The following is a 21,553-nucleotide window of genomic DNA, read 5'->3' as shown; positions in this document are numbered from 1 at the left end:
GTTAGCATTTGTTAGCATTTTGCAGGCCTTTATCAGCTGTAAGGTCAACATTTGTCAACATGTCTAATATCATTTGAATCTCAGCATTTCTAAGCATATTATTCTTGAATGTTAAGTTTTGTTAAGCCCTTTTATTATGGCCATTAGGATTAAATGGTGTACATCAGCGGTCTATTGCCACAAGCTCCAACGCCTGGTTGTGCAATGCCCCCATTTTTTCACCCCGGCCGATGCCTATTTTATTGCCAGCCTCTTTATAGTCCATGCCGTTAAGATAAAGCAAGTTTAGCAATAGTCGATATTTTACAGGCTTTACACTATCTATCATTTTTATGGTCTCAGTCCTGATTCTGACTGATTCCCTGACCTCTGCATCAGCTTTTACCCTTAAAGGCTCCAGATCATTAAGCCGGTCATATAGATCCCTTTTATCGCCGCCCTGGACTTTATCAGGCCTTATATAAGATTTAGTCATGGCCGCCCGTTCAAAGGCTTTTAAGTATTTGTCTGTTGCCGCTTCCTGTTTGTCCAGCTGGTACCGGTACCCGGATAAGATCGAGTGCTTCCAGATGTTCCCCGGATCCACACCAATTGCAATGTTTGACTTTGCCATTTAAGCCCCCTTATGGTAAAATGATTTCAATGCATTCATAATATTCCAGAAGAGGGCTCGTCAATTTTGATGAGTCCTTTTTATTGCCTATAAGGAGAGGTCACCGGCCTCACTGGATCGGCCCAATTTTGGGCACCGCCATTTCCCGCAACTGCCCAATTATGGCCATTGCATCACCTAAAAGCCCATCAGCAAGCTCTAGATCCATATATAACGCTGATTCCTCATCAGGTTCTTTGCCGTCTGCATATGCTTGGGCTATTTTCGACACATCAACCTTTTTTTCAAGTTCATTTCTTCGCACATGTAAGTGAGAGTGTGCGATATCAACCACGTTTGCTATCTCTGCCAATAAATCATTTCGCTCTTTAATCATAATCAATTACTCCTCTTCAAAATTCAGATCATTTACCATGGCCATTGCCTTAACTTCCTGAAAATGCTTTTCGCACAGGTATAAGTCTTTCAGATCGGCATTGCCACTTATTCCACAGCAGCGGCTTGCCATCGTGCTGTCAAAACTTACGATGGCGGTCACTTTGGCATTACATTTTTTAACAGCACAGGCCCCCAAAATCAGCTTTAATGTCGGCACTTGAGATAACATAAGCCCTTTCATCGGTACCGCTTTATTTTCCTGTAAATGGCTCAAATTACCGCTCCCCGATGTCTGTCAAAACTTGTGTATTATAGGCCTTTTTACAGGCCTCTTTAAAGTTATCTGCGTAAATGTAAATAATCAGTGGTACATCAAACCCACATTCCGGATCTTCAAACATAAAACCATATTTTTTCACGGTGTCACCCCTTTAAAAATTTATTTCTGACATGGTAGTATAAAAACGAGTAGATATATAAACCGGCGTCATTCCGATCAATAAAGGCCAAATTAAAGCCGTGTTCACTCTGCAAAGACAAAAGGGAAGCCATATAAGCCTTTTCATTGAATTGGGTGGTATACCGGTGATTAATGATGTCGCTGAAGCTTTTGCCCTCAATCATCAGGTGAAACTCTGCCTTTGATGCCCGGGTCAACTCATCTTTGAACCGCTCCCGGCCGTTGGTGAGATTCCCGGACAGTTCTTCCAGGGATCCCTTGCGCTCAATAACCACCGTCTGGTCAAAGAAGAGGTCTCTCATGATGCCCATCTCAGCGTTGGCCGGGATCATAGCGGAATAATCCCCGAAACTCAGGGCCTTAGACTGGTAAGGCACCTCTTTCTTTTTTAAATAGCCTGTGATGTGGTCGTTTGCCTGCTCCCTAGTATCACACAAGATCACCATGGTCTTAAGCAGCGCCTTTAATTCGGTGTCAGTATATCGGTATAGATTCATGGACACCCCCTTAATTCACTAATTTTAAATGCCGTGGCACTGGCTTTTTCACCGGAAATGATCGGCCATCGTCACCAATCATGAAGGTTTGGCCATTGTCATTTTCATATTTCCTGAAGGTGCCAACCTTAACCCCCTGATCTTCAAAGAATTGCTCCATTAACCCTTTGCCGGTGTCCATGGTGTGGATCTCGCTGACCACACTCATACAATGCACCTGATACATCATAACGTTGTAATTCATATAGTCCCATAAGAGGGCAGAGGCCGTTTCCGGTGACCGGATCGGCTCATGTAACCCGTGGGCCTGTAATGCCTCCATGGTGCTGAAATAGTCCTTGCACTGGTATTTTTCCCCATCATAGGACTTTGTGACCGGAAAGATCGTCAGCAATTCGGCCGGGGTTAATTCACAGATCTGGTTCAAAAGCATCTGATCGAAAACCAGTATGCCCTCCAGACTTTCCCGGCTCATGCCCTTAATATTGATAATGGACAAATATTTCACGGTGTAGAAAATGATCCTCTTCGTGATGGTCTTATCATCCGGAGCCTGCTGCTTGGCCTTTATGGCTCTGACCATACCATCAAGGTATTTTCGTTCATAATCCACCGTAGGCCGTTCTTTTTTAATTCCTTCAATGAGTTTTAACATGTTGATTCCTCCCAATTACAATAATCACCGATAATAATCTTTCCCCAATTTTCAGATACCAGCACCCAGTTGAGCATTAAATTAAATTTAGGTTCTGTTTCTCCCAGTAAATAGCTACTGTCAGTAATGCTATCAAATAAATTGCCGATCGTATCGACAGGATCCCTTCCATCGCCAAATTGTTTTACATTCTCATCCAGCTTTTGTATTTGTTTAAAGGTAATTTCCTTTAGGGGTTCTGATACACCTAAATTATTCCATGAATGAATGAAATACTTAATATCTTCATCACTTAATGAAATATCATTTTTTTCAGATGGAGGGGGCGGAGGAGGCGGAGCCGACTCAGGGACTAAAGGGACTAATCCTTTTTCAGGCTTGTTGTATTTATTGAGTTCTGCAATTTTGGCCAGGCGTATTTTTTCTAATTGTTGTGCCTGTAGATTTATATTTAAGTCTGAATCTAAGTCTAAGTCTCGCTCTCGCTCTTTATTTAAATCTGTATCTGAATCTTTATTTAAGTCTGAATCTAAGTCTTTCTCTTTCTCTGTGTTACTGTTTGTTTCAGGCAGTAACTCGTCCGTTTCACTCTCGTTACCGTCTGTTACTGTTGTGTTACATTGTAACGCTTTCTTAATTTTCCTGTGTTTCCTCACTCTTTCAGCGCTGTCAGTTTCACTACCAATGAGCTCAGGTGCCCTGGTCAAAAAATACAAATCACCATCAATTGTTAATAGCTCGTTTTTAATGCAGAAATCAATGGTTTCTTTGATTAAGTCCGGGTCTTCGTCCAGTTCAAGAGCCAGCTGTTCAAACATACTTTCTTCTGTACCTTCGTATGCCAGATACCCTTCGCTATTCATGGCCAACAACATTAGTCTTTGATAAACACACAAACAGGCTAAGCCATTATCCAGTTTGAGCATCTTCTTAATTTCCCGTTCTCTGAAAAAACCTTCTTTCAGCTTTATCCAGTAGTATTTTTTAACTTTCGATTCTGCCATAGTCGCCTCTCGATTCTCGTTCCAGCCAAACATTAAAAGATTCAATGGGAATTCTAATGGCCCGGCCTATCATGATTTTGGGAAAATCTGCCCGGTGAGCCAGCTCATAGGCTTTCGGCTTTGATATCTGCAATACCTCTGCCACATCAGCAACGGTATAAATACGCTTTTCCATTTTTTCACACCCTTTCAAATTATTTTCTCGTTCCAACAGTGCCGGGTCAAACCCCGGAATACTATTATTTATCTTCCAGAAGAGGGGATAAAGCCCCAAAAACTGATGATTTATGGTTCTCTGCCTCTTCCAATTCTGAAATAAAATTCAACAAGTCTTGTTCTTGATCCCCATGGTAGGGACTATCCACAACCAGGGCTACCAGTATTTCAAACATTTCTTTGCAGCACAGATCATATTTCATGGCTAGGCCTCCTTATCAATTAGATCCTCTACCGCAACTTCTAAAGCTTTGGCGATTTTTCCGGCCACATCTGGCCTACAAGACTTGCCGTTATTGATATAAGATAACGTTGTTCTTGAAACTCCAGAAACTTTAGACAGCTTCATAAAGTTTAGGTATTTTTCACTCATGGCAATTTCCAGTTTTATTTTGTTGATTTTCAAAGTTTTCTCCTCCTAACTCATTAAATGATCAAATTTATTTCTTTAGTGTCATAATACAACTATTATACATAATTGTCAACTATATGCAATATATATTTATTATAGTTGTTTTTATTATTGAAGTATTGAATATATTGTTCAATAGTGGTATGATGTCACAAATTGAAGAATAAGAGGTCAAATCATGGATAATGAAGATTTATTAATATTTTCCCAGCGTGTCCGTCAACTTCGGAATGAATTAAATTTAACTCAGAAAGATTTTGCTGAAAAAATAGGCTTAACTGCTTCAGCTTTATCAGCATACGAAAACAACACAAAAAACCCCTCTCTCATAGTTGCGAAGAAAATATCTGAAAATTATCACGTCTCCCTTGATTGGCTGTGTGGCTTACCCTATGAGGAAAAACCTACCGAAATGAAACTATATTCTGATTTATTTCAAAAACTAATTGATATAAGCGAAAAGGTAAATTGCGACATTGAATTTTATTCTATTGATGAGTCTGGAAAATCATATAATAATTCAGTTTCATTGAAATTTTGGAATGTGGTCGTAATCGAATTTGCAGAGGCATGGAAGAAAGCAAAAGTATTATTAAAAGATGGAACGATTGATAAAAATATGTACGATGATTTAATGCAAGGAATAATAAAGCGTTTCGATGGAACACTCCCGGTATATCCAATACTCGATGATAATCCAACATTTCTTTGATTTAGGAGGATCTGCATATGACCACTAATCAACCATTATACCCAAAACAAAAAGCCCCCTGATCGGCTAAATCAAGGGACTTTGAGAAGATATTGAAAGGTTGTGTTATCGTACTTTTATTTTACCACTTCCTTTCCACGAAAACAAGGAGGCAACCCCATGGCAAATAAAAAGAATACCCGTAACGCTCACGGATCCGGAACGATCCGACAGCGGCCCGATGGTCGCTGGGAAGCCCGGGCGACCATCGGCACTAATCCGGCCACCGGCAAGGCAATCAGAAAATCGATCTACGGCTCCACACAACAGGAAGTCAGGAAGAAAATGAACACCATCACTGCGGCCATTGATAACGGTGAGTATAAAGAACCGTCCAAATTGACCACTGAAGACTGGTTAAAGATCTGGGTTAAAGATTATACCCTGAATCTGAAGCCCCTCACATTGAGGTCATATAATAGCCACATTGATAACCACATCACCCCCACCCTGGGTAAAATCAAAATATCGGTTCTGGCTCCGCATCATATTCAGAAATTTTACAATGGATTAAATGATGATTATTCAGCCAAAACCATTAAGAACATTCATGGGGTGCTGCACAAATGTCTTGAACAGGCCACAAGGTTGGGTTATATCAAAACAAACCCGGCTGATTTCTGCAAATTACCAAGGCTAGTTAAGGCTCAAGTAACCCCCATGGATAAAACCATTGTACCGGTATTTCTGGAAGCCATAAAGGGCCATCAGTTTGAAAACATCTTTATTGTGGATATCTTCACCGGGTTACGGCAATCGGAAATTATCGGATTGACCTGGGACTGTATCAATTTTGAAACCGGTACTATTAATGTATACCGTCAGTACCAGCGCTTAATCGGTTCTTATCAATGGGCTACCCTAAAAAATGGCAAGACACGGCTTATTAGACCGGCAAAATTGGTTATGGATACTTTGAAGGTTGAGAAGATAAAACAGGCGGAAAATAGACTGCGGGCTGGTTCGGCATGGGAGAATGATGAAAACTTTGTCTTCACCAATGAGATCGGGGAGTATATCAAACATCCCACATTACTGAAGCACTATAAAAAAGTTGTGGCCGGGATCGGCTACCCTGAATTGCGGTTTCATGATTTGCGTCATGCTTTCGCTGTCTTATCACTTCAGGCCGGGGATGATATTAAGACCGTCCAGGAGAATCTGGGACACCACTCTGCATCATTCACCATGGACACCTACGCCCATGTTACCGATGCGATGAGGAAGGAAAGCTCTGATAAAATGGAGGCCTTGATTAATAGCCTTTAGGGGTCAAAAAAATCCCTAAGGGGTCAATTTAGGGGTCAAACCCATTTCTGGGCATAAAAAAACAACCATCAGATGGCTGTCTTATCACGTTTTTATTAATTTTTAAATGGCGGAGAAGGTGGGATTTGAACCCACGCACCGCGTTAACGGCCTATACCCTTAGCAGGGGCACCTCTTATAGCCACTTGAGTACTTCTCCAAAGGTAATAATGCAAAATTGTTTATTCAATTCTCTGGCATTTGATGGCCGAGAGGGTGGGATTCGAACCCACGTGGGCTTGCACCCTAACGGTTTTCAAGACCGCCCCGTTATGACCACTTCGGTACCTCTCGTAATTCAAAATGCAAGACTAATATTACCAGTGAAAGACGATATTGTCAAGTAGTTTTAAAAAGTTTTTTTATTTTATATTTTTACAATCCAGTTAAGCGGATCTTCCAAGCTACCAGTCTGAACGCCGTACAGGGTATCATATATTTTTTTTGAATAATCGCCTATTTTACCCGCGTTAAATGTCATTTCCCGTTCTTGCCACCCTAGCGTCCCAATCGGCGAAATAACGGCGGCTGTACCGGTTGCAAAGGCTTCCTTGATTTTCCCCTGATCATAGGCCTCTGTTAGCTCATCAATGGTAATGCGACGCTCTTCGACCGTTTCTCCCCAGTATTTCAATAAATCGATAACGCTTTTTCGGGTGATCCCATTTAAAATGGTTCCTTCCAACGATGGGGTCACAAACACACCGTCAATTAAAAAGAACACATTGCTGGTTCCCACTTCTTCGATGTATTTTCTTTCTTCGCCGTCGAGCCATAAGATCTGTTCAAAGCCCATCTCATTAACCTTCTGCTGAGCCGCCAGACCGCTGGCATAATTACCACCGCACTTGGCTTCGCCGGTTCCGCCGCGAACCGTCCGGGCATATTCCGATTCGACGTAAATGCGACTGGGCAACATTCCGCCTTTATAGTAAGAGCCGACTGGAGACATAATGATCATAAACTTATAACGTTTTGAAACCCGAACCCCGATAAAGGGATCAGTGGCAAAAACAAAGGGGCGAATATACAGCGATGTTCCCGGAGACTTAGGAATCCAGGCTGCATCGATCTTGACCAATGCCTTCAGTGCTTCCAGTAAAAATTCTTCATCAATCTGAGGAATGCACATGCGTGCGTTGGAGCGGTTCATCCGTTTGAAATTTTCATCGGGTCGAAACAGCTGCACCTCACCTGCTCGCGTTTTATAGGCTTTTAAGCCTTCAAACACTTCCTGGGCATAATGGAGAACCATTGCCGAGGGCATGATCTCTATGGCGCCATAAGGCTTAATAATGGCATCATGCCAGCCAATGCCATCGGTATAGTCCATCTCAAACATATAGTCTGTGAATTCCATCCCAAAGATCAGCGAATCTTCTTCCGGTTTTTGCTTGGGGTTTAGTGTTTTAACAATTTTAATTTCCATGTCTTCCTCCGAGTTCCATAGTAAAACAAGCCTGATTTCGTTGCGTAGGAGTAGTATAACAAGCCCTGTATACAAAGTACAAGTGTATTTTTTAGAAATAATGTATTTTCGAAATACATTACCTGCCTGTTTTTTTTGTAAACGTCATCTTTATTCCAGGGAACCGGAATCGCCATTGATGCTTGACTGCCAAAGTAAAAACCGGCAAATAAAAAGACGATGGTTTATCCATCGTCCTGGCTGATGCTAGTCTACAAAGTATATTTCAATGTTCTGTCTTCCCCAACTCAGACACTCTGCCTCACTATCCATATAGATATCGATAATGCCATAACCAACGGCTCCGCCGCGGTCTTCAACGGTATAGACTCCACCCAAAGCCGGGATGTAAACCTTGGTTCCGAAGGGAATCCCACCCCAGGTGGCAATCGTTCGGCCTGCCTGCGGTACCGTTCCGGATGCAGTATTGTTTCCGGTGGCAGTGTAAGCAGTAGCACTGACGACCATACTACCTTTAAAACCACTATCTTTATTGATGGCGGCACTGCCGTCACCAGTGGCACTTTTTTCGACAGTGACATTCCCTGTCACCGACGTAACCTCGACGGCTTCTGGCATAGTAATGGTGGTGGCCGGTCCCACTTCGATGATTTCTTCAATCGCCGGCATGATCACTTCACTGGTGATCACTTCACGGCTGACTTCGATACCATTTTCATAGCGGATCTTTTCTTTCATATTGGCTTTTCCGTTTTGCCCGACCTGTTTAACCACCCGGGTTCCTATCGGCAGTTCTGGGTTTTCGGCAATGGTAGCCTTCATTGGCACGTCTTTAATACCAGTTGATTCAACATAGCTTATCCGGGTTACCTTGATGGTTCCGGATTTGGCCGTCAAGGGTGTACTCAAGCCCGGTTCAACCTTATCATCTTCATCTGGTTTAACGCCATTTTCCGCAAGTACATCAGCAATGGTTTCCCCACCTGATAAATAAGTAATGGTCTTGCCATCAACCTCAATACTACCAGAAATTTTCTTTTGTATTTCTACATCGATGACGTCTTTAAATAAGGTCTTTAAGGATGTGCTGTATTTGTATTCATCACTGACTGGAAGATCATTAGCCAGCAAGACTTCCTCTAGCGATTCGAGCAGTTTTCCATTGGCAGCGTATACCTTACCATCGAAGCTGACCTGAACTTCTTTTTCAACGGTAAAAGCGCTGGAAACACCCACAACAAGCAGCAGAATCAATGCAATAATTCCGATCTTGATGCCGGGATATCTCTTTAGAAAACCAGCCTTTTCTCTCTCTCTATTCATAAATAATACCTTCCATTTTGTCTTAATTGCATAAATAAAAGTTACACGTTTGTTACAGTTAGTTTACCATCCTACCCATTTTATGTCAAGGTTTTTATGGCTTTTGCGGGTGTAAATGGTGACTCAATCCCAATTAGAAACCATGTTTTCGCCCATTCTAAGGCCATAATGGGGGCTTGGGTAAATTCTTGTCAACTGCTTTTTTGACTCAATTTTAATGAATAAGCTAGTTTTTAGATATCTGTTCTATACTAGATCTTGTGCTTTGAAAACGATGAATTTTAAACGAACGGAGACCTTATGCCCGATACAAAAAAAAGCCAGTCACACATTGAAATATTACAGACCAATCTGCTCAGATGGTTTGATAAATCGAAGCGGGATCTGCCCTTTCGCCGTACCCGTGACCCCTATTTTATCTGGATCTCGGAAATTATGGCGCAGCAAACCCAGATTGGTACATTGATACCCTATTATAACCGATTTATAGCTAACTTCCCGACCGTTTTTTCGCTGGCTCAGGCCACCGAAGATGACGTCATTAAAGCCTGGGAAGGACTCGGCTATTATTCCCGCGCCAGAAACCTCCACCAGGCCGCCCGATTGATTGTCTCAGACTATCAGGGCAGGATTCCCGATACCCTTGCTGAGTTGATCAAGCTGCCCGGTATCGGCCCCTATACCGGCGGTGCGATCGCCAGTATTGCCTTTAATCAGAAGGTTAGTGCGGTCGATGGCAATGTCCTGCGGGTAATCAGCCGATATTGCAACAGCTTTGCTGACATCGGTCATGCTAAAACGAAAAAGCAGATCACCGGCTGGCTAGACAGCATTCTGCCCGATGCCGCTGGTGACTTTAATGAAGCATTGATGGAACTGGGCGCGCTGATCTGTCTCCCTAAAAACCCAACATGCCTAATCTGCCCAATCCGCAGCGGCTGTCAAAGTGATGCCGCCGGAACCACCGGGCAGCTCCCGGTGAAAGTCAAGAAGCAGAAGCAGATCACCAAACAAGTGGAGGTTGGCATCATTAAACAAAATGACCGGCTGTTTTTTATCCGCCGGCCTGAGGTCGGCCTATTATCAGGGATGTGGTCTTTTCCAATTACCGAAACCGCTGTCGGCAGCGGCCAGGATATTAAAAAAAAGCTCAGAGAAAACTTCCCCGAGCTTAGTGAACCTATTTTTATTGGGACTAGCCGCCACCTTTTCTCGCATATCATCTGGGAGATGTCGGTTTATGGTTTTGATCTGGATAAGCTCATCTGCGAAGCTGTAGCAACCCGCTATCTTGTCTCAGACCAGGCGGAATCTCAATCTGATCATCAATTCAAATCGCTGTCCGAGGTCGATGACCTGGCCCTACCGATTGCCTTTTCCAAACTTTTAGCGCTATTGACTGATTTTTAATCTTATCCGATATTAACTTATCCGCATTAATCTTATCCGATATTAATGCCTAGTGATGGCGGATCACCTGGAAGCGCTGCACGATCACATCGGTGTCGCCTTCGGCAATGCCGGCCTTGCTTTTGGCGATCGCCAGCTGTTCTTCCGGGGTATTGACACCATCCAGATCGGGCAGCAATAGCCCGCGGTGCAGCTCCTTCTCAACAATGACCCCATACTTTTTGGCATCCAGATCGGCCACGCTGTTTACCGGTTCCGGAACGCCCAGGACATCGACCTTGATTTCCAGATCGATTAGTTCCTGCTCTTCCACCGGCATAAAGCGGGGATCATAGGTAGACGCCTCAATCGCATTTCGAATAATCTCCTGGGCAATGTTTTCGGTCACCGGGCCAGTGGTGCCGATGCAACCGCGTAATTCCCCATGCTTATGGAGCGAGACAAAAACGCCGGCCTGATTGTTTTCCAGTTCGCCCAGCTCATCCGCAGCGATTTCAACCTGATTTTTATAATGCTCAAAATTCAGTTTTCTGCCCCGCTGGACCCAGGCATTGATGGTGGCTCTTGCCAACCCCACAAAAGCACTTTCATTTAAACGTCGTTCTTTATAGGAAAGCAATTTATCTTCTTCATAGCGATCCAGCAGGCTGGGAATTTTTTTATCCGTCAAATCGATAAAGGCCGACAGGTAACCCACCCCAAAGGGACCTTCATAAGCAAACACCGTGGCTTCAGTATCGCGACCATCAGTGGTGCCTAATCCCATAATAATTGGTCTTAGCCCACATTGACCGGCCGGTTCGTAGACCTGGTGGGGAACGGTTAAAATGGAGTAGTAATTTTTAGTTTTGATCCCGTCAACGATATTTTGATCAAAAAGCGGTCCCATCGGATTAAAGGCATAGGGTCCTTCATCCTTCAGGCAATGGGACAGGTCGGCTGACACCAGAATCATCGCTGCTTTGCCGCGGGCTTCAATGGCTTCACGGATCACCTTTCCCATCGTATAAAGTTCGATCAGGCTCAACTCGCCGGTGGTGATATGAACAATTTTGTAAGCTCGATAATATTTTTCAATAAAGTAAAGCGGCACCAGCACCCCGTGATCGAGATTTAAATCGATTTTATATTCTGCGGCAATTTTTTCATTTAAAAAAATGGTATGACAATTGTTTTTTCCAAAACTGATATTTAGTTCATCGAGGAGTCCCAGATCGCAGTCTTTTTCCATTGCAATCTCGGGATGACCAAAATTTCTCAGATCACCCTTCATCTGGCTTTCATATACGACTGCCACCCCATCCCGAAAGACATTGCCGTGGGGGGTAATGCAGACAATCACTTCCGGTTTGATTTCGGCAACCTTTAGCGCCAGATCCCGTAAGCCCCGAATCGTTTTTTCAGCTTCGTTTTCTCGACCTTGGCCAATCTCCGGTATTAAGATCGGCGGATGGCAGGCGATTCCTACTCCTTTTAAGTACATATGCTTCACTTCCTTATTTCTTTTTCTTGATACGACTTTGCAGGCATTGATTAAAGATTATAAAAGGCGTCTTTGCCGGCGTAGCTGCCTAACAGTCCCAGCTGTTCTTCGATGCGCATCAGTTGGTTATATTTGGCTACCCGGTCGGTTCGCGATGGCGCCCCGGTTTTAATCTGGCCGGCATTGACGGCCACCACCAGATCAGCAATCGTGACATCCTCGGTTTCGCCGGAGCGATGTGAAACGACTACCGTATAACCGGCTCGTTTGGCCATTTCAATGGTGTCGAGGGTTTCGGTCAGGGTACCGATCTGATTGACTTTAACCAGAATCGAATTCGCGACGCCTTCATCAATACCGCGTTTTAATCGCTGGGTGTTGGTGACAAAGATATCATCCCCGACCAGCTGGACTTTTTTCCCCAGTCGCTTGGTCATCACTGCCCAGCCTTCCCAATCTTCTTCATCTAAACCATCTTCAATCGAAATAATCGGATATTTACCAATTAGCATTTCATAAAAATCAATCATTTCGGCCGCCGTTTTTTCGACCCCTTCGCCAGCTAGAAAATATTTCTTGGTTTCTTCATTATACATTTCCGTAGCCGCCACATCCATCGCCAACTGAACATCTTCACCGGGAATATAACCGGCTCCTTCGATCGCGGTTACAATCAGTTGCAGGGCTTCCTCGTTGGATTTAAGATTCGGGGCAAAACCGCCTTCATCGCCAACCGAGGTGGCCATCCCTTTTTCGCCTAACACCTTTTTTAGTTGGTGGAAGATTTCGGAGCCCATCCGTACGGCCTCGCGGAAATCCTTAGCGCCTACCGGCATGATCATGAATTCCTGGATATCGACATTGTTATCGGCATGTTCACCGCCGTTTAAAATATTCATCATTGGGGTTGGCAACAGCTTGGCATTGACCCCGCCCAGATACTTGTAATAGGGCAACCCCAGTGATTTTGCCGCGGCGTGGGCAGTAGCCATCGAAATACCCAGAATTGCATTGGCTCCGAGTTTGCTTTTATTCTCAGTGCCATCGAGCGAAATCAGCACGGCATCAATGGCAATCTGATCGACGGCGTTCATGCCGACTAAAAACTCCTGGGCATAGGCGACGCTGTCGACCGCTTTTAGTACCCCTTTACCCTGATAACGACTGCTATCCTTATCCCGCAGTTCAACCGCTTCAAAAGCCCCGGTCGAAGCTCCGGATGGGACAATGCTCCGTCCCATGGTGCCATCTTCTAAAATAACATCTACTTCAATAGTAGGATTCCCGCGGGAATCGAGTATTTCTCTGGCAAAAATATCTTCAATATAAGTATTCATATGTTCCTCCATTTACTTTATTTTACTCAGGTGTCAATGATCCTGCTTACAAAAATTATGACACCTTTATCTTTGTTTATACACCTAATTTAAGCAAATAAACTAAGCTTAACGAAAAAACCCTGAAAAAGAAAATCTCTTTCAGGGCATGGTTGGCTTTTATTGTTCCGGAGCAATCAACGGTTCGCCTTCTTCATCAATGAGCACCGTAAGTCCACCGCCAAATTCATCAAAATGGTACAAATAGTTGATTCCCGTTTCCGTATCTTCAATGATCTTACATCCGGATTTATCTCCGGTCGGTTCGCTGAGCACAATTTGAAAGCGGTTTTTCTTTTGCTTTTTTGTTTTCATTTTATCCTTTTCTCCTCTTAAATCAAGGTGGCCGACTTCATTATAACCAATTCAGAATAAAAAATCAATTTATAAGCATCATTTTTTTGATAACCTTTCGGATTCCATCAAATTCCCAGCCCTTAGCTAAACCGGCGATCGATGATCCGGACACTTTTCTTCTCGGATCGCGGCAGCGATCCAATCGGGCCAGCCAGTGGAATAATACTTAAACCGACCCGGGATTTGAATTGGCGTTTCACTTCCGCCTCGATATCGTGCTTATCAACCCCGTTTAGAATTTCAAAGGCCAGAAAGACACAGTCTTTGCCCTCCTGATGATCGACCGTAGCCAGATATTCGCTGCTGACTCCCTCGACATTTTTTAACAATTCATCAATCTGTCCCGGATAAATATTGACTCCCTTGACCTTGACCATATCGTCGGTTCGGCCAACGATCCGGTCATGTCGGGGATGCACCGATCCACAGGCACAGGTGCCAGGGATAAAACGGGTGATGTCATGGGTGCGATAACGCAACAGTGGCGCCCCCTCCTTCCTGAAGGTGGTAATCACCAATTCTCCGTACTCCCCTTCCGGTACCGGTTTCAGGGTTTCCTGATCGAGGATTTCAAAGTAGAGATAGTCCGACCAGTAATGCAGCCCGTCATGTTGGCTGCAATCAATTGAAATACCGGGACCATAGATTTCAGTGAGGCCGTAAATATCAAACAGCTCAATCCCCAGCTCTTCGGCAATGCGCATCCGCATCTTGTCCCCCCAGCGTTCCGAACCGATGACGCCGCGTTTTAAATGAATTTTATCGCCGAGATTCTGGTTGGCCACCTCTTCGGCCAGCAGCAGGGCATAGGATGAGGTAGAGGCCAGCACCGTCGCTTTTAAATCGACCATCATCTGTAACTGTTTCTGGGTGTTTCCCGGCCCCATCGGAATCGCCATCGCGCCCATTTTTTCGGCTCCGGCCTGAAAACCGATTCCGGCCGTCCAGAGACCATAGCCCGGGGTAATCTGAATCCGATCCTGATCGGTCATCCCGGCGTATAAATAACAGCGGGCAAACATTTCTGCCCAGTCAGCGACATCCCCAGCGGTGTAGGGAATAATCACCGGCTGACCGGTAGTTCCCGATGATGAGTGAATCCGCACTACCTCGCTATCCGGCACCGCCTGCAAACCCAGCGGATAGGCATTGCGCAGATCGCCCTTATCGGTAAAGGGCAAATTCTCAAAATCGGCCATCGTTTTGACATCGGCTGCGACAATCCCCGCCGCTTTAAAACGTTGCTGATAAAAAGGACTCTTTTTTTCTAGTCGCTTAACAAATTGCTGTAAATTTTTTAATGTTTCCAATCGCTTCTCCCTCTTTCTTGCAAATAAAAAAGACCCATCCAATATTGTATTGCTACAATAAAAGGATGAGTCAAAATAACCCACGGTACCACCTTTATTCGTAAGCCTGTTTCTGACCTACGCACTTAAATAGACAAATGCCATCACATCTGCCATCCCTTAACGTTGATGAAACGTTGTGAAATACTCAGGCGCTGCCCTTTCCTCACACCCTCAGGTGCCCATTATGTCAGTCCGCTTCTTGTCAGGCTTCCACCACCCCCAACTCGCTATTAATGCGCTGCTGACTTTACTCCACCATCACCAGTTTGTTTTTCTGAGTATAGCCTTTATTTTTATTTTTGTCAAGAAAACATTGCAGTTCTGACGAGTAATAACGTGTACACCAGTAGCGACAATTGTTATCTCTCATCTAATCACGCCGTTTTCCAGGCAGACGGCCAGATTCATTTTCTTTTCTCCTGCCGTTTCAAAATGGATGCTGGCAATGGCACCGTTTCGCGTCAGGATCGTGCCTGGCCCAAAACGCTGATGGTTGACCACCGTACCCGCTTGATAGCTGCTAAGATCAATTGTAACTTGGCTGGCTTGGCTACTAAGATAATCCCGGAATTTTCCGGTTGACTGACCAAAACCTTGGCGCGCACGCGGCTTCGCGGTTGTTTTTTCAGTTCCGAATATTCGGGCTTTTTTGCGCGGCAGGCCGTCAATTAAATAGCCAATAAAGGGCGATGGTTTGATGTCCTTTTCACGGTGCTTAACGCAGATAAAGATCAGTTCCGCTTTGGCGCGGGTAGCTCCGACATAAAAGAGCCGAACTTCTTCGGCATAGGCCTTGGCATCTTCCGGGGTATTAGAAACATTGGGGATCTGCCCTTCGGTGGCGTCAATGATAAAGACCTTTTCAAACTCCAGACCCTTACTGGAATGGAGGGTCGACAGGGTTACCTGAGGTATCTTCGCTTTTTTTCGCTGCGGTTCTTGAAGCTTTTCTTCGAGACTTTTTAGCTTATCAAAAAACTCTGAAAAATTTGGCACCCGTCCGCCGAGAATCTGCAGCACCGTCAGCTTCTGCTCAATACTTTCTTCGGACTGACCGGAACTGATCCGAAAATTAAGATAAGACCGGTAGCCGAGCTGATCTAGAATCATCGGGATACCTTTTAGCGGCGGCGCAGTTTGCAGCTTTTTAAAGCCGGCCTTAAGCTCTTTGAGCCGCTTAACCTGCCAGGCTCGGTCACCACTACACCGGATTAGCGCATCAAAGACATTTTCTCCGATTTTCATCAGATTACCCAGCTGATTAATGGTTTCCCGGGATATCGCCGCATCGATCTTATAGTAAACCTGGGTAAATAAACTTAAATCCCCGGGATTACCGGCAAACTCATAAAAGAGACCGATATCCTTGATTAAAAAATGGCTGAAAAATTGTGGACTATGCTCTTTAATATGATAAGCAATTCCCACGCCATCGAGCAGATCAACTAGCGGAATCGCTGACTCGTTGTTGCGGTAGAGCACCGCAATTTCCTTGCCTTCGCGACGAATCGCTTCGATGATTAGCTGATACTGGGCTTCGCTTGATTTCACCCATTCGCGGGCAATCGGTATCTCGGTAAACCTACTACCATCGGGAACTGACATTTCTTTTTGATAGCGCTGCTGATTGAGTTTGATAAACGCATTGGCTTTCTCAACAATTTCCCGGGTGCTGCGGTAATTGGTTTCCATTAACAGCACCTCGCCCTGGGGCCAGGTCTCTTTAAAGGCGAGTAACGATTCGGGAAAGGCACCCCGAAAACCGTAGATGCTCTGATCCTCATCCCCGACCATAAACAGGTTGCCGGTTTCGCCGGTTAACAGTTCAATAATTTTAAACTGGATCTTTGAGCTGTCCTGGGCTTCATCCAAATGAATATAGCGGTATTTATCTTGAAAAAAAGCCAGCATTTCCGGATATTTTTTGAGCAGTCCCCAGGCGTATTTTAAGATATCATCAAAATCCATCAGCTGCTCGCTTAGTTTATGACTTTCATAAGCCTCATAGATTTGCAAAAAATCGACCTCCATTGCTGGCAGCAGTTTGATTTCATCGGTAGTCAGCATCATATTTTTGCAAAATCCAATCCGTTGGCAAATTTCACTGAGTTCAATTTCCCCGGGATGCTCTTTAAACACGTGCCGGTACAGCTCCCGGATCACCGGGCTGGTGTTAGCTAGCACCGTATGAGCCCGACGGCGATAGCGCCGTTCATAGTGGCGGATCACCGCCAGGGCAAAGCTGTGGATGGTGCTAAAATGCAGGGTTTCAGCCTGAGCTTCGCCAAATAGTTTGGTGTATCGGGCTTTCAGATCGCGGGCACCCATCCGACTAAAGGTCAGCGTCAGGATTTGCCCCGGATCAATTTGTTGACATTTTAGCAGATAGGCAATCCGGCAGATAATTACGGTGGTTTTCCCGCTTCCTGGCACCGCCAGCAGCAGCGTCTGACCGTGGCTGCGAATCACCGCTTTTTCCTGTTGCGGATTGAGTTTTATGTGATAGGATTGTTTAAACGCTTCAAAGTTTTTCATGGCTTTATTATAGCCGAAATCGGCTTTTTTATCTAGTGGCGATCATCAACGCCGTTAGGTCGCCCGCTGTCTGGTATTGTTTCGTCATTTTTGGGTCAAACATTCTAAAACCATCTATATTCTTGTAAAGTTTTCATTTTTTCAGTGAGACTGGTTGTTTATGATCCCGCTTTTCGGGTATAATTTAGCTAATCAATAATTTTGAAATTGGGAAGGAGAAATGTTATGAGTTTTGAAGATGGAATGAAGGGGTTCACCTTCGGTATGATTTCTTTAATCTGTATTGGTGTCAACATTATTTTAGGTTTTGTTGGCCTGAGCACCATTGCATCAATTGTCAGCCTCGCTGGTCTAGGTTACCGCAATCCTGGCTTTTGTTTACGGAAAAAAAGAATACGCTGCTGATCCCGATAATAAAAAAGCCAAAACCGGAAAAACCATCGGTCTGGTACTGATTATTATCAACATCGTTTTTACCGTTCTTGCCGTTATCGCGCTAGTTGCACTATTTGGCTTAGCTGCCTCACTGTAATTTTTTTATTAATTCTTGCGGCAAATGTATCAAATAAAGAGACACCCCTCAGCAATGAAGGGGTGTCTCTTTATGTCGCTGTCCCATCTTAATCTATTGACTCATCTTTCTGGCCAGTTCATAAATCTGGCGCTCATCGGCATCGGTGAGGATGCTCTCGATGCTGTAGGCAATCACCAATACCCCAAACACGTCCATCACAAAACGAATCAGCGTAAATTTGATGCCCATCGATGATACCTCAAAGAGTAACAGCGGAATTTTCATCGAGGCCCAGGCTCCGACAATGATCCATACATTGGCCAGACGGCTGCCTTTATTGAGAAACACCGCAGCCACCGGAAAGGCGCCATATAGCGGGCCGGCGGCGGCTGATCCGAGAAAAAAGCCCAGCAGAATACCGATGATGCCAGAATCTTTGCCCATGTATTTAACCATTGTTTCTTTTTTTACCCAGACATCCAGCAGTCCGATTAAAATAAAGATTGGCGGTAGCACGGCCATCATCCCCAGAATATTACTCCACGCCCGCCCATAAATCTCGATCCCCAAGGCTGGTTTAACGGCCAATATAATTAGCGTAATGACCAGCATCGCAATCAAAAAACGATAGCGTTTGATTATTTCACTGCGGTTCTTACTGATCATAATAAAACCCCCATAACAATCGCAACGAGAATCGAAAAGACAAAACCCATGCCGTTTCTTAACAGCGTCGCTTTTTTACCAAAATAGAGAAACTCCACTGGCATCGTTACAACCCCGACCATCATCAGCGTCGATACAAAAGCCCCAATCTGCATATAACCGGCGCCATTTTCTAGCAGCGCTGCCGCCAATGGAAAGGCGACAAAACCGGGGATCAGGGTAATCGAACCGATTATCGAAGCAATGATCACCCCGATCCAGCCAGAATCCGCACCAATCAACCGGGAAATCTGCTGGGCTGACAAAATGCTCAGCAGAATCCCGATTAATAGAATAATCCCCAGAAATTGCGGCATGATGTTGGCAAAAGCCTTCCAGGCTTTTTTAAGTGCCAGGATCGTATTTTCTCTGCTTTTGACCAAGGAAAAAATCAGTCCAATGGCGGCCAAACCATAAAAAACAAGTGTCATAATCATCCCTTACCCTCTTTTCCTATCTTTTATACTCATCATTCAAGGCTTCATTATAACAAAAATAAAGCCCCGGCGCAAAGCACCGGGACGCATGTATCAAAATTAAAGTCTATTATACAATTACTCAACTTTCCCAACTTGAAAATTCAGCTGAGACCTTTAAAGAACACCATTTTCAGCTTCTAAAAAATAGAAGTTGACAGAAAAATGCACCCAACGTCTGATATAATATAAATGCAAACTCACAAAAATCAGACAAGAAAGCTTCCTGTATAATTTAAATAGGTCAAGGGATTGACAATGAAAAATACCTCGAGTAAATTTAGATTATTACTGACCAGCCAGTTGGTAAAATCCAAAGAATACAAGAGGTATCTAAAATGAATATTAAAGGCAAAAAGAAGAAAAATCAAGCAATTACAGAAAATATTTTTGAAAAGCAAGAAATTTTAGCAAAAATGGAGGTGATAAAGGGTAATCTTAAAGCTTCTACCTGGCATCAGTTAGAAACCAAAGGTAAGTTCACCAAGAATGATAAGCTTACATTTATCAGTGATGAGATGCTTATTTTAGGATGCGATATCGGCAGCGAAACGCACTATTTAAGAGCGATTGATAGCAGAGGTAGGGAACTCAATCAGTCTGCATTCTCTTTTAGCAATACACAAGAGGGTTTTGAAAATGCCAAAGACTGGGCGGTTAAGCTAGCTGCGGCGAATGATAAAAAACAGATTGTATTAGGCCTGGAGCCAACAGGACATTATTGGTTCTGCCTGGCTACATGGATGATTACGCATGGAATCAGCGTTGTTCAGGTGAATCCGTATGCGGTAAAGCAGACAAAAGAACTTGAGGATAATAGCCAACTTAAGGATGACATCAAGGATCCAAAACTTATTGCAAATCTTGTTAAGGATGGCAACTTTGGAATGCCATACCTTCCTGAAAAACTGTATGCGGATCTTCGTAGGTTATCAATGTTCAGGGAACAGTTGAATGAGGATAGAATCCGATTTCTCAATCGACTGCATCGAGAGATGAAGATATATTTTCCTGAGTATAAGGAGGCATTGGGAAAGTTTGATGGAGCGTTCAGCCTGGAACTGCTAAAAAAAGCACCCTTTCCAGAGGACCTTCTTTTATTAGGCAATGATGGAATCAGACAGATTTGGCACAATGCCAAGCTGAGAGGACGCGGTTATAGCAGAGCTTACGAAATCTTAAAATATGCCAGGGAAAGTGTTGGTATGAAGGATGGAGCTGAAGCAAGCAAAACGGCTGTAAAGTGGTTTGTCGAAAGAATTCGAGAACTGGATGAAGAACTTTTGGAGATAGAGAATCAACTGAAGCAGAAATGCAAGGAAATTCCATATACTGAGAACATTCTTGAAATATCAGGTATTGGAGAAAACATACTTTCTGGAATACTGTCAGAGATGGGTGATATTTCGAGATTTGATGATGTAAAGGAAATACAGAAGCTGAGTGGATTAGGGCTTGTGGCATGTAGTTCCGGTAAGCACAAAGGAAAAACCAAGATCAGTCATAGAGGACGCAAACGGCTTAGATATTGGTTGTTCCAGGCGGCAAGGTCTGTCGTGGTCCATTCAGAGGAATTTAGAGAACTTCATGTCTACTATACGACGCGGTCAGAAAATCCGCTTAAGAAGATGCAGTCGCTGATAGTCATTGCCTGTAAGCTACTTAGAGTGATCTACACAATCCTCACAAAAGGCACAGTATATGATTCTAAGAAGTTAATGGCGGATATAAAGAGACCAGGCAGACTGGAACCTGTTGCAGCATAACAGAAATAAGTAGACCGTAGTATCATTCCAGACCCTTGCTGGGATTCAGATAAATCTGGATTCGAGCAGGGTTCTGGAAAGTAACCCGATCATGATGAAGTAACTTGTGTACTCCATCAGCAACAAGACCAACGGCGAGAAGCAAGGTATAGCGTCCACTGAATATCAGTTCCTTGAACATCCAAATCGGTCAGTAAAATCAAATACAAACAAGAGCTGTAGCTGGCAGTAGTTCTTTCCGTAGGGCATGACCCTGTTAGAAAGCTTAGCTGGCACTCAGTGTATGAACAGGTGGGACGAAGGAAGTTGGGACATGATCCCTTTAGACACGGAAGGTTCACCATCATAGCTAAACAGAGGAATTATAGCCTTTATGAAGCAAAACAAGAGGATGCTTTATAAGTTATACCTATTTTTAGCTATTCAGTACAAGATACAATGACTGTTCTGCACTTTTAGCTCTGGTTATCGAGGTAACTATTTAAATAAAAGCCTTAAAAATCAATGATTTGAGGCTTGACAATATAGGAAGG

At 44.0% G+C, this 21,553-nt stretch carries 24 protein-coding genes and 2 tRNA genes; 5 read left to right on the top strand and 21 right to left on the bottom strand.

The genetic code is table 11. From position 1 onward, the window contains the following. Positions 1–163: 163 nt before the first annotated feature. The 10 genes from QZ998_RS10295 to QZ998_RS10250 form a co-directional block, all read right to left on the bottom strand. A complete protein-coding gene (locus tag QZ998_RS10295; RefSeq protein ID WP_296560321.1) occupies positions 164–613 on the bottom strand; it encodes a DUF1492 domain-containing protein in 450 nt (149 codons plus the stop codon). Positions 614–722: 109 nt separating this feature from the next. Next, positions 723–989: a hypothetical protein gene (locus QZ998_RS10290; RefSeq protein WP_296560319.1), complete on the bottom strand. Its 267-nt coding sequence runs from the start codon at positions 987–989 to the stop codon at positions 723–725. Positions 990–995: 6 nt separating this feature from the next. Further along, entirely contained in the window at positions 996–1,265 is a 270-nt protein-coding gene (locus QZ998_RS10285) for a hypothetical protein (protein ID WP_296560318.1), read from the bottom strand. Position 1,266: 1 nt separating this feature from the next. Then, positions 1,267–1,410 (bottom strand): hypothetical protein, encoded by a 144-nt coding sequence (locus QZ998_RS10280; protein ID WP_296560316.1) that lies wholly within the window; start codon positions 1,408–1,410, stop codon positions 1,267–1,269. Between the two features lie 4 nt (positions 1,411–1,414). Further along, on the bottom strand, positions 1,415–1,948 hold the full coding sequence (locus QZ998_RS10275) for an ERCC4 domain-containing protein (RefSeq protein ID WP_296560314.1): 534 nt from the start codon (positions 1,946–1,948) through the stop codon (positions 1,415–1,417). A gap of 10 nt (positions 1,949–1,958) precedes the next feature. Continuing rightward, positions 1,959–2,603, bottom strand: coding sequence for a hypothetical protein (locus tag QZ998_RS10270; protein ID WP_296560312.1), 645 nt, complete (start codon positions 2,601–2,603; stop codon positions 1,959–1,961). Then, positions 2,597–3,607 carry a phage replisome organizer N-terminal domain-containing protein gene (locus QZ998_RS10265; protein WP_296560310.1) on the bottom strand — a complete coding sequence of 337 codons (1,011 nt, stop codon included), beginning with the start codon at positions 3,605–3,607 and terminating at the stop codon, positions 2,597–2,599. Before QZ998_RS10265 ends, QZ998_RS10270 begins: the two co-directional genes overlap by 7 nt. Next, on the bottom strand, positions 3,588–3,782 hold the full coding sequence (locus tag QZ998_RS10260; protein WP_296560307.1) for a helix-turn-helix domain-containing protein: 195 nt from the start codon (positions 3,780–3,782) through the stop codon (positions 3,588–3,590). Before QZ998_RS10260 ends, QZ998_RS10265 begins: the two co-directional genes overlap by 20 nt. 64 nt (positions 3,783–3,846) lie before the next feature. After that, positions 3,847–4,026 (bottom strand): hypothetical protein, encoded by a 180-nt coding sequence (locus QZ998_RS10255; protein WP_296560305.1) that lies wholly within the window; start codon positions 4,024–4,026, stop codon positions 3,847–3,849. 2 nt (positions 4,027–4,028) lie between these two features. After that, positions 4,029–4,229 carry a helix-turn-helix transcriptional regulator gene (locus tag QZ998_RS10250; RefSeq protein ID WP_296560303.1) on the bottom strand — a complete coding sequence of 67 codons (201 nt, stop codon included), beginning with the start codon at positions 4,227–4,229 and terminating at the stop codon, positions 4,029–4,031. Positions 4,230–4,413: 184 nt separating this feature from the next. On the opposite strand from QZ998_RS10250, the gene QZ998_RS10245 reads away from it, so the two are divergent. Together QZ998_RS10245 and QZ998_RS10240 are read left to right on the top strand one after the other, a co-directional pair. Continuing rightward, complete coding sequence (locus QZ998_RS10245; protein WP_296560302.1) at positions 4,414–4,947, top strand: helix-turn-helix transcriptional regulator; 534 nt, start codon at positions 4,414–4,416, stop codon at positions 4,945–4,947. Positions 4,948–5,106: 159 nt separating this feature from the next. Further along, complete coding sequence (locus tag QZ998_RS10240; protein ID WP_296560299.1) at positions 5,107–6,255, top strand: site-specific integrase; 1,149 nt, start codon at positions 5,107–5,109, stop codon at positions 6,253–6,255. Positions 6,256–6,362: 107 nt separating this feature from the next. Here the strand turns inward: QZ998_RS10240 and QZ998_RS10235 are convergent. From QZ998_RS10235 to QZ998_RS10220, 4 genes are all read right to left on the bottom strand, one after another. Then, positions 6,363–6,454 (bottom strand) — tRNA-Ser (locus QZ998_RS10235). A gap of 45 nt (positions 6,455–6,499) precedes the next feature. Next, positions 6,500–6,588, bottom strand: a tRNA-Ser gene (locus tag QZ998_RS10230). Positions 6,589–6,661: 73 nt separating this feature from the next. Further along, a complete protein-coding gene (locus QZ998_RS10225; protein ID WP_296560297.1) occupies positions 6,662–7,723 on the bottom strand; it encodes a branched-chain amino acid aminotransferase in 1,062 nt (353 codons plus the stop codon). Positions 7,724–7,969: 246 nt separating this feature from the next. Then, positions 7,970–9,046 (bottom strand): 3D domain-containing protein, encoded by a 1,077-nt coding sequence (locus QZ998_RS10220; RefSeq protein ID WP_296560296.1) that lies wholly within the window; start codon positions 9,044–9,046, stop codon positions 7,970–7,972. 300 nt (positions 9,047–9,346) lie between these two features. Here QZ998_RS10220 and mutY point away from each other — a divergent pair, with 300 nt between their 5' ends. Beyond that, positions 9,347–10,456, top strand: a complete 1,110-nt coding sequence (gene mutY / locus QZ998_RS10215; protein ID WP_296560294.1) for an A/G-specific adenine glycosylase — start codon at positions 9,347–9,349, stop codon at positions 10,454–10,456. Positions 10,457–10,505: 49 nt separating this feature from the next. Here mutY and amrA read toward each other — a convergent pair whose 3' ends face one another. The 5 genes from amrA to QZ998_RS10190 all read right to left on the bottom strand — a co-directional run bounded on the left by amrA (position 10,506) and on the right by QZ998_RS10190 (position 17,559). After that, entirely contained in the window at positions 10,506–11,939 is a 1,434-nt protein-coding gene (gene amrA, locus QZ998_RS10210; RefSeq protein WP_296560292.1) for an AmmeMemoRadiSam system protein A, read from the bottom strand. A 50-nt stretch (positions 11,940–11,989) separates the two neighbouring features. Beyond that, positions 11,990–13,276: a phosphopyruvate hydratase gene (eno, locus tag QZ998_RS10205; RefSeq protein WP_296560290.1), complete on the bottom strand. Its 1,287-nt coding sequence runs from the start codon at positions 13,274–13,276 to the stop codon at positions 11,990–11,992. Between the two features lie 159 nt (positions 13,277–13,435). After that, positions 13,436–13,630, bottom strand: a complete 195-nt coding sequence (locus QZ998_RS10200; protein WP_296560289.1) for a DUF6440 family protein — start codon at positions 13,628–13,630, stop codon at positions 13,436–13,438. A 122-nt stretch (positions 13,631–13,752) separates the two neighbouring features. Further along, positions 13,753–14,982 (bottom strand): phenylacetate--CoA ligase, encoded by a 1,230-nt coding sequence (locus tag QZ998_RS10195; RefSeq protein ID WP_296560278.1) that lies wholly within the window; start codon positions 14,980–14,982, stop codon positions 13,753–13,755. 408 nt (positions 14,983–15,390) lie between these two features. Beyond that, the gene (locus tag QZ998_RS10190) at positions 15,391–17,559 is read right to left on the bottom strand and encodes an ATP-dependent helicase (RefSeq protein WP_296560276.1); all 2,169 of its coding nucleotides are present in this window, start codon (positions 17,557–17,559) and stop codon (positions 15,391–15,393) included. A gap of 225 nt (positions 17,560–17,784) precedes the next feature. Between QZ998_RS10190 and QZ998_RS10185 the strand changes: the two genes are divergently transcribed. Continuing rightward, on the top strand, positions 17,785–17,964 hold the full coding sequence (locus QZ998_RS10185; protein ID WP_296560274.1) for a hypothetical protein: 180 nt from the start codon (positions 17,785–17,787) through the stop codon (positions 17,962–17,964). Positions 17,965–18,184: 220 nt separating this feature from the next. On the opposite strand, the gene QZ998_RS10180 is transcribed toward QZ998_RS10185, so the two are convergent. Both QZ998_RS10180 and QZ998_RS10175 read right to left on the bottom strand, forming a co-directional pair. Beyond that, the gene (locus QZ998_RS10180; protein WP_296560271.1) at positions 18,185–18,739 is read right to left on the bottom strand and encodes a permease; all 555 of its coding nucleotides are present in this window, start codon (positions 18,737–18,739) and stop codon (positions 18,185–18,187) included. Next, positions 18,736–19,209 (bottom strand): permease, encoded by a 474-nt coding sequence (locus tag QZ998_RS10175; protein ID WP_366512432.1) that lies wholly within the window; start codon positions 19,207–19,209, stop codon positions 18,736–18,738. Before QZ998_RS10175 ends, QZ998_RS10180 begins: the two co-directional genes overlap by 4 nt. A gap of 383 nt (positions 19,210–19,592) precedes the next feature. Here QZ998_RS10175 and QZ998_RS10170 point away from each other — a divergent pair, with 383 nt between their 5' ends. After that, positions 19,593–21,020, top strand: a complete 1,428-nt coding sequence (locus QZ998_RS10170) for an IS110 family transposase (protein WP_296560267.1) — start codon at positions 19,593–19,595, stop codon at positions 21,018–21,020. Positions 21,021–21,553 lie beyond the last annotated feature (533 nt).

It is taken from the genome of uncultured Acetobacterium sp., assembly GCF_927416815.1.
Lineage (GTDB): Bacteria > Bacillota > Clostridia > Eubacteriales > Eubacteriaceae > Acetobacterium.
The sequence above is the reverse complement of the archived record's forward strand: the minus strand, read 5'-3'. Positions and strand labels throughout refer to the sequence as shown.

Coding starts and splice junctions, on each gene's coding strand:
- QZ998_RS10225 (WP_296560297.1), bottom strand. CDS start 7,723: ATGGAAATTAAAATTGTTAAAACACTAAACCCCAAGCAAAAACCGGAA.
- QZ998_RS10290 (WP_296560319.1), bottom strand. CDS start 989: ATGATTAAAGAGCGAAATGATTTATTGGCAGAGATAGCAAACGTGGTT.
- mutY (WP_296560294.1), top strand. CDS start 9,347: ATGCCCGATACAAAAAAAAGCCAGTCACACATTGAAATATTACAGACC.
- QZ998_RS10190 (WP_296560276.1), bottom strand. CDS start 17,559: ATGAAAAACTTTGAAGCGTTTAAACAATCCTATCACATAAAACTCAAT.
- QZ998_RS10220 (WP_296560296.1), bottom strand. CDS start 9,046: ATGAATAGAGAGAGAGAAAAGGCTGGTTTTCTAAAGAGATATCCCGGC.
- QZ998_RS10295 (WP_296560321.1), bottom strand. CDS start 613: ATGGCAAAGTCAAACATTGCAATTGGTGTGGATCCGGGGAACATCTGG.
- QZ998_RS10270 (WP_296560312.1), bottom strand. CDS start 2,603: ATGTTAAAACTCATTGAAGGAATTAAAAAAGAACGGCCTACGGTGGAT.
- QZ998_RS10240 (WP_296560299.1), top strand. CDS start 5,107: ATGGCAAATAAAAAGAATACCCGTAACGCTCACGGATCCGGAACGATC.
- amrA (WP_296560292.1), bottom strand. CDS start 11,939: ATGTACTTAAAAGGAGTAGGAATCGCCTGCCATCCGCCGATCTTAATA.
- QZ998_RS10175 (WP_366512432.1), bottom strand. CDS start 19,209: ATGACACTTGTTTTTTATGGTTTGGCCGCCATTGGACTGATTTTTTCC.
- QZ998_RS10260 (WP_296560307.1), bottom strand. CDS start 3,782: ATGGAAAAGCGTATTTATACCGTTGCTGATGTGGCAGAGGTATTGCAG.
- QZ998_RS10185 (WP_296560274.1), top strand. CDS start 17,785: ATGAGTTTTGAAGATGGAATGAAGGGGTTCACCTTCGGTATGATTTCT.
- QZ998_RS10245 (WP_296560302.1), top strand. CDS start 4,414: ATGGATAATGAAGATTTATTAATATTTTCCCAGCGTGTCCGTCAACTT.
- QZ998_RS10200 (WP_296560289.1), bottom strand. CDS start 13,630: ATGAAAACAAAAAAGCAAAAGAAAAACCGCTTTCAAATTGTGCTCAGC.
- eno (WP_296560290.1), bottom strand. CDS start 13,276: ATGAATACTTATATTGAAGATATTTTTGCCAGAGAAATACTCGATTCC.
- QZ998_RS10170 (WP_296560267.1), top strand. CDS start 19,593: ATGAATATTAAAGGCAAAAAGAAGAAAAATCAAGCAATTACAGAAAAT.
- QZ998_RS10180 (WP_296560271.1), bottom strand. CDS start 18,739: ATGATCAGTAAGAACCGCAGTGAAATAATCAAACGCTATCGTTTTTTG.
- QZ998_RS10275 (WP_296560314.1), bottom strand. CDS start 1,948: ATGAATCTATACCGATATACTGACACCGAATTAAAGGCGCTGCTTAAG.
- QZ998_RS10265 (WP_296560310.1), bottom strand. CDS start 3,607: ATGGCAGAATCGAAAGTTAAAAAATACTACTGGATAAAGCTGAAAGAA.
- QZ998_RS10255 (WP_296560305.1), bottom strand. CDS start 4,026: ATGAAATATGATCTGTGCTGCAAAGAAATGTTTGAAATACTGGTAGCC.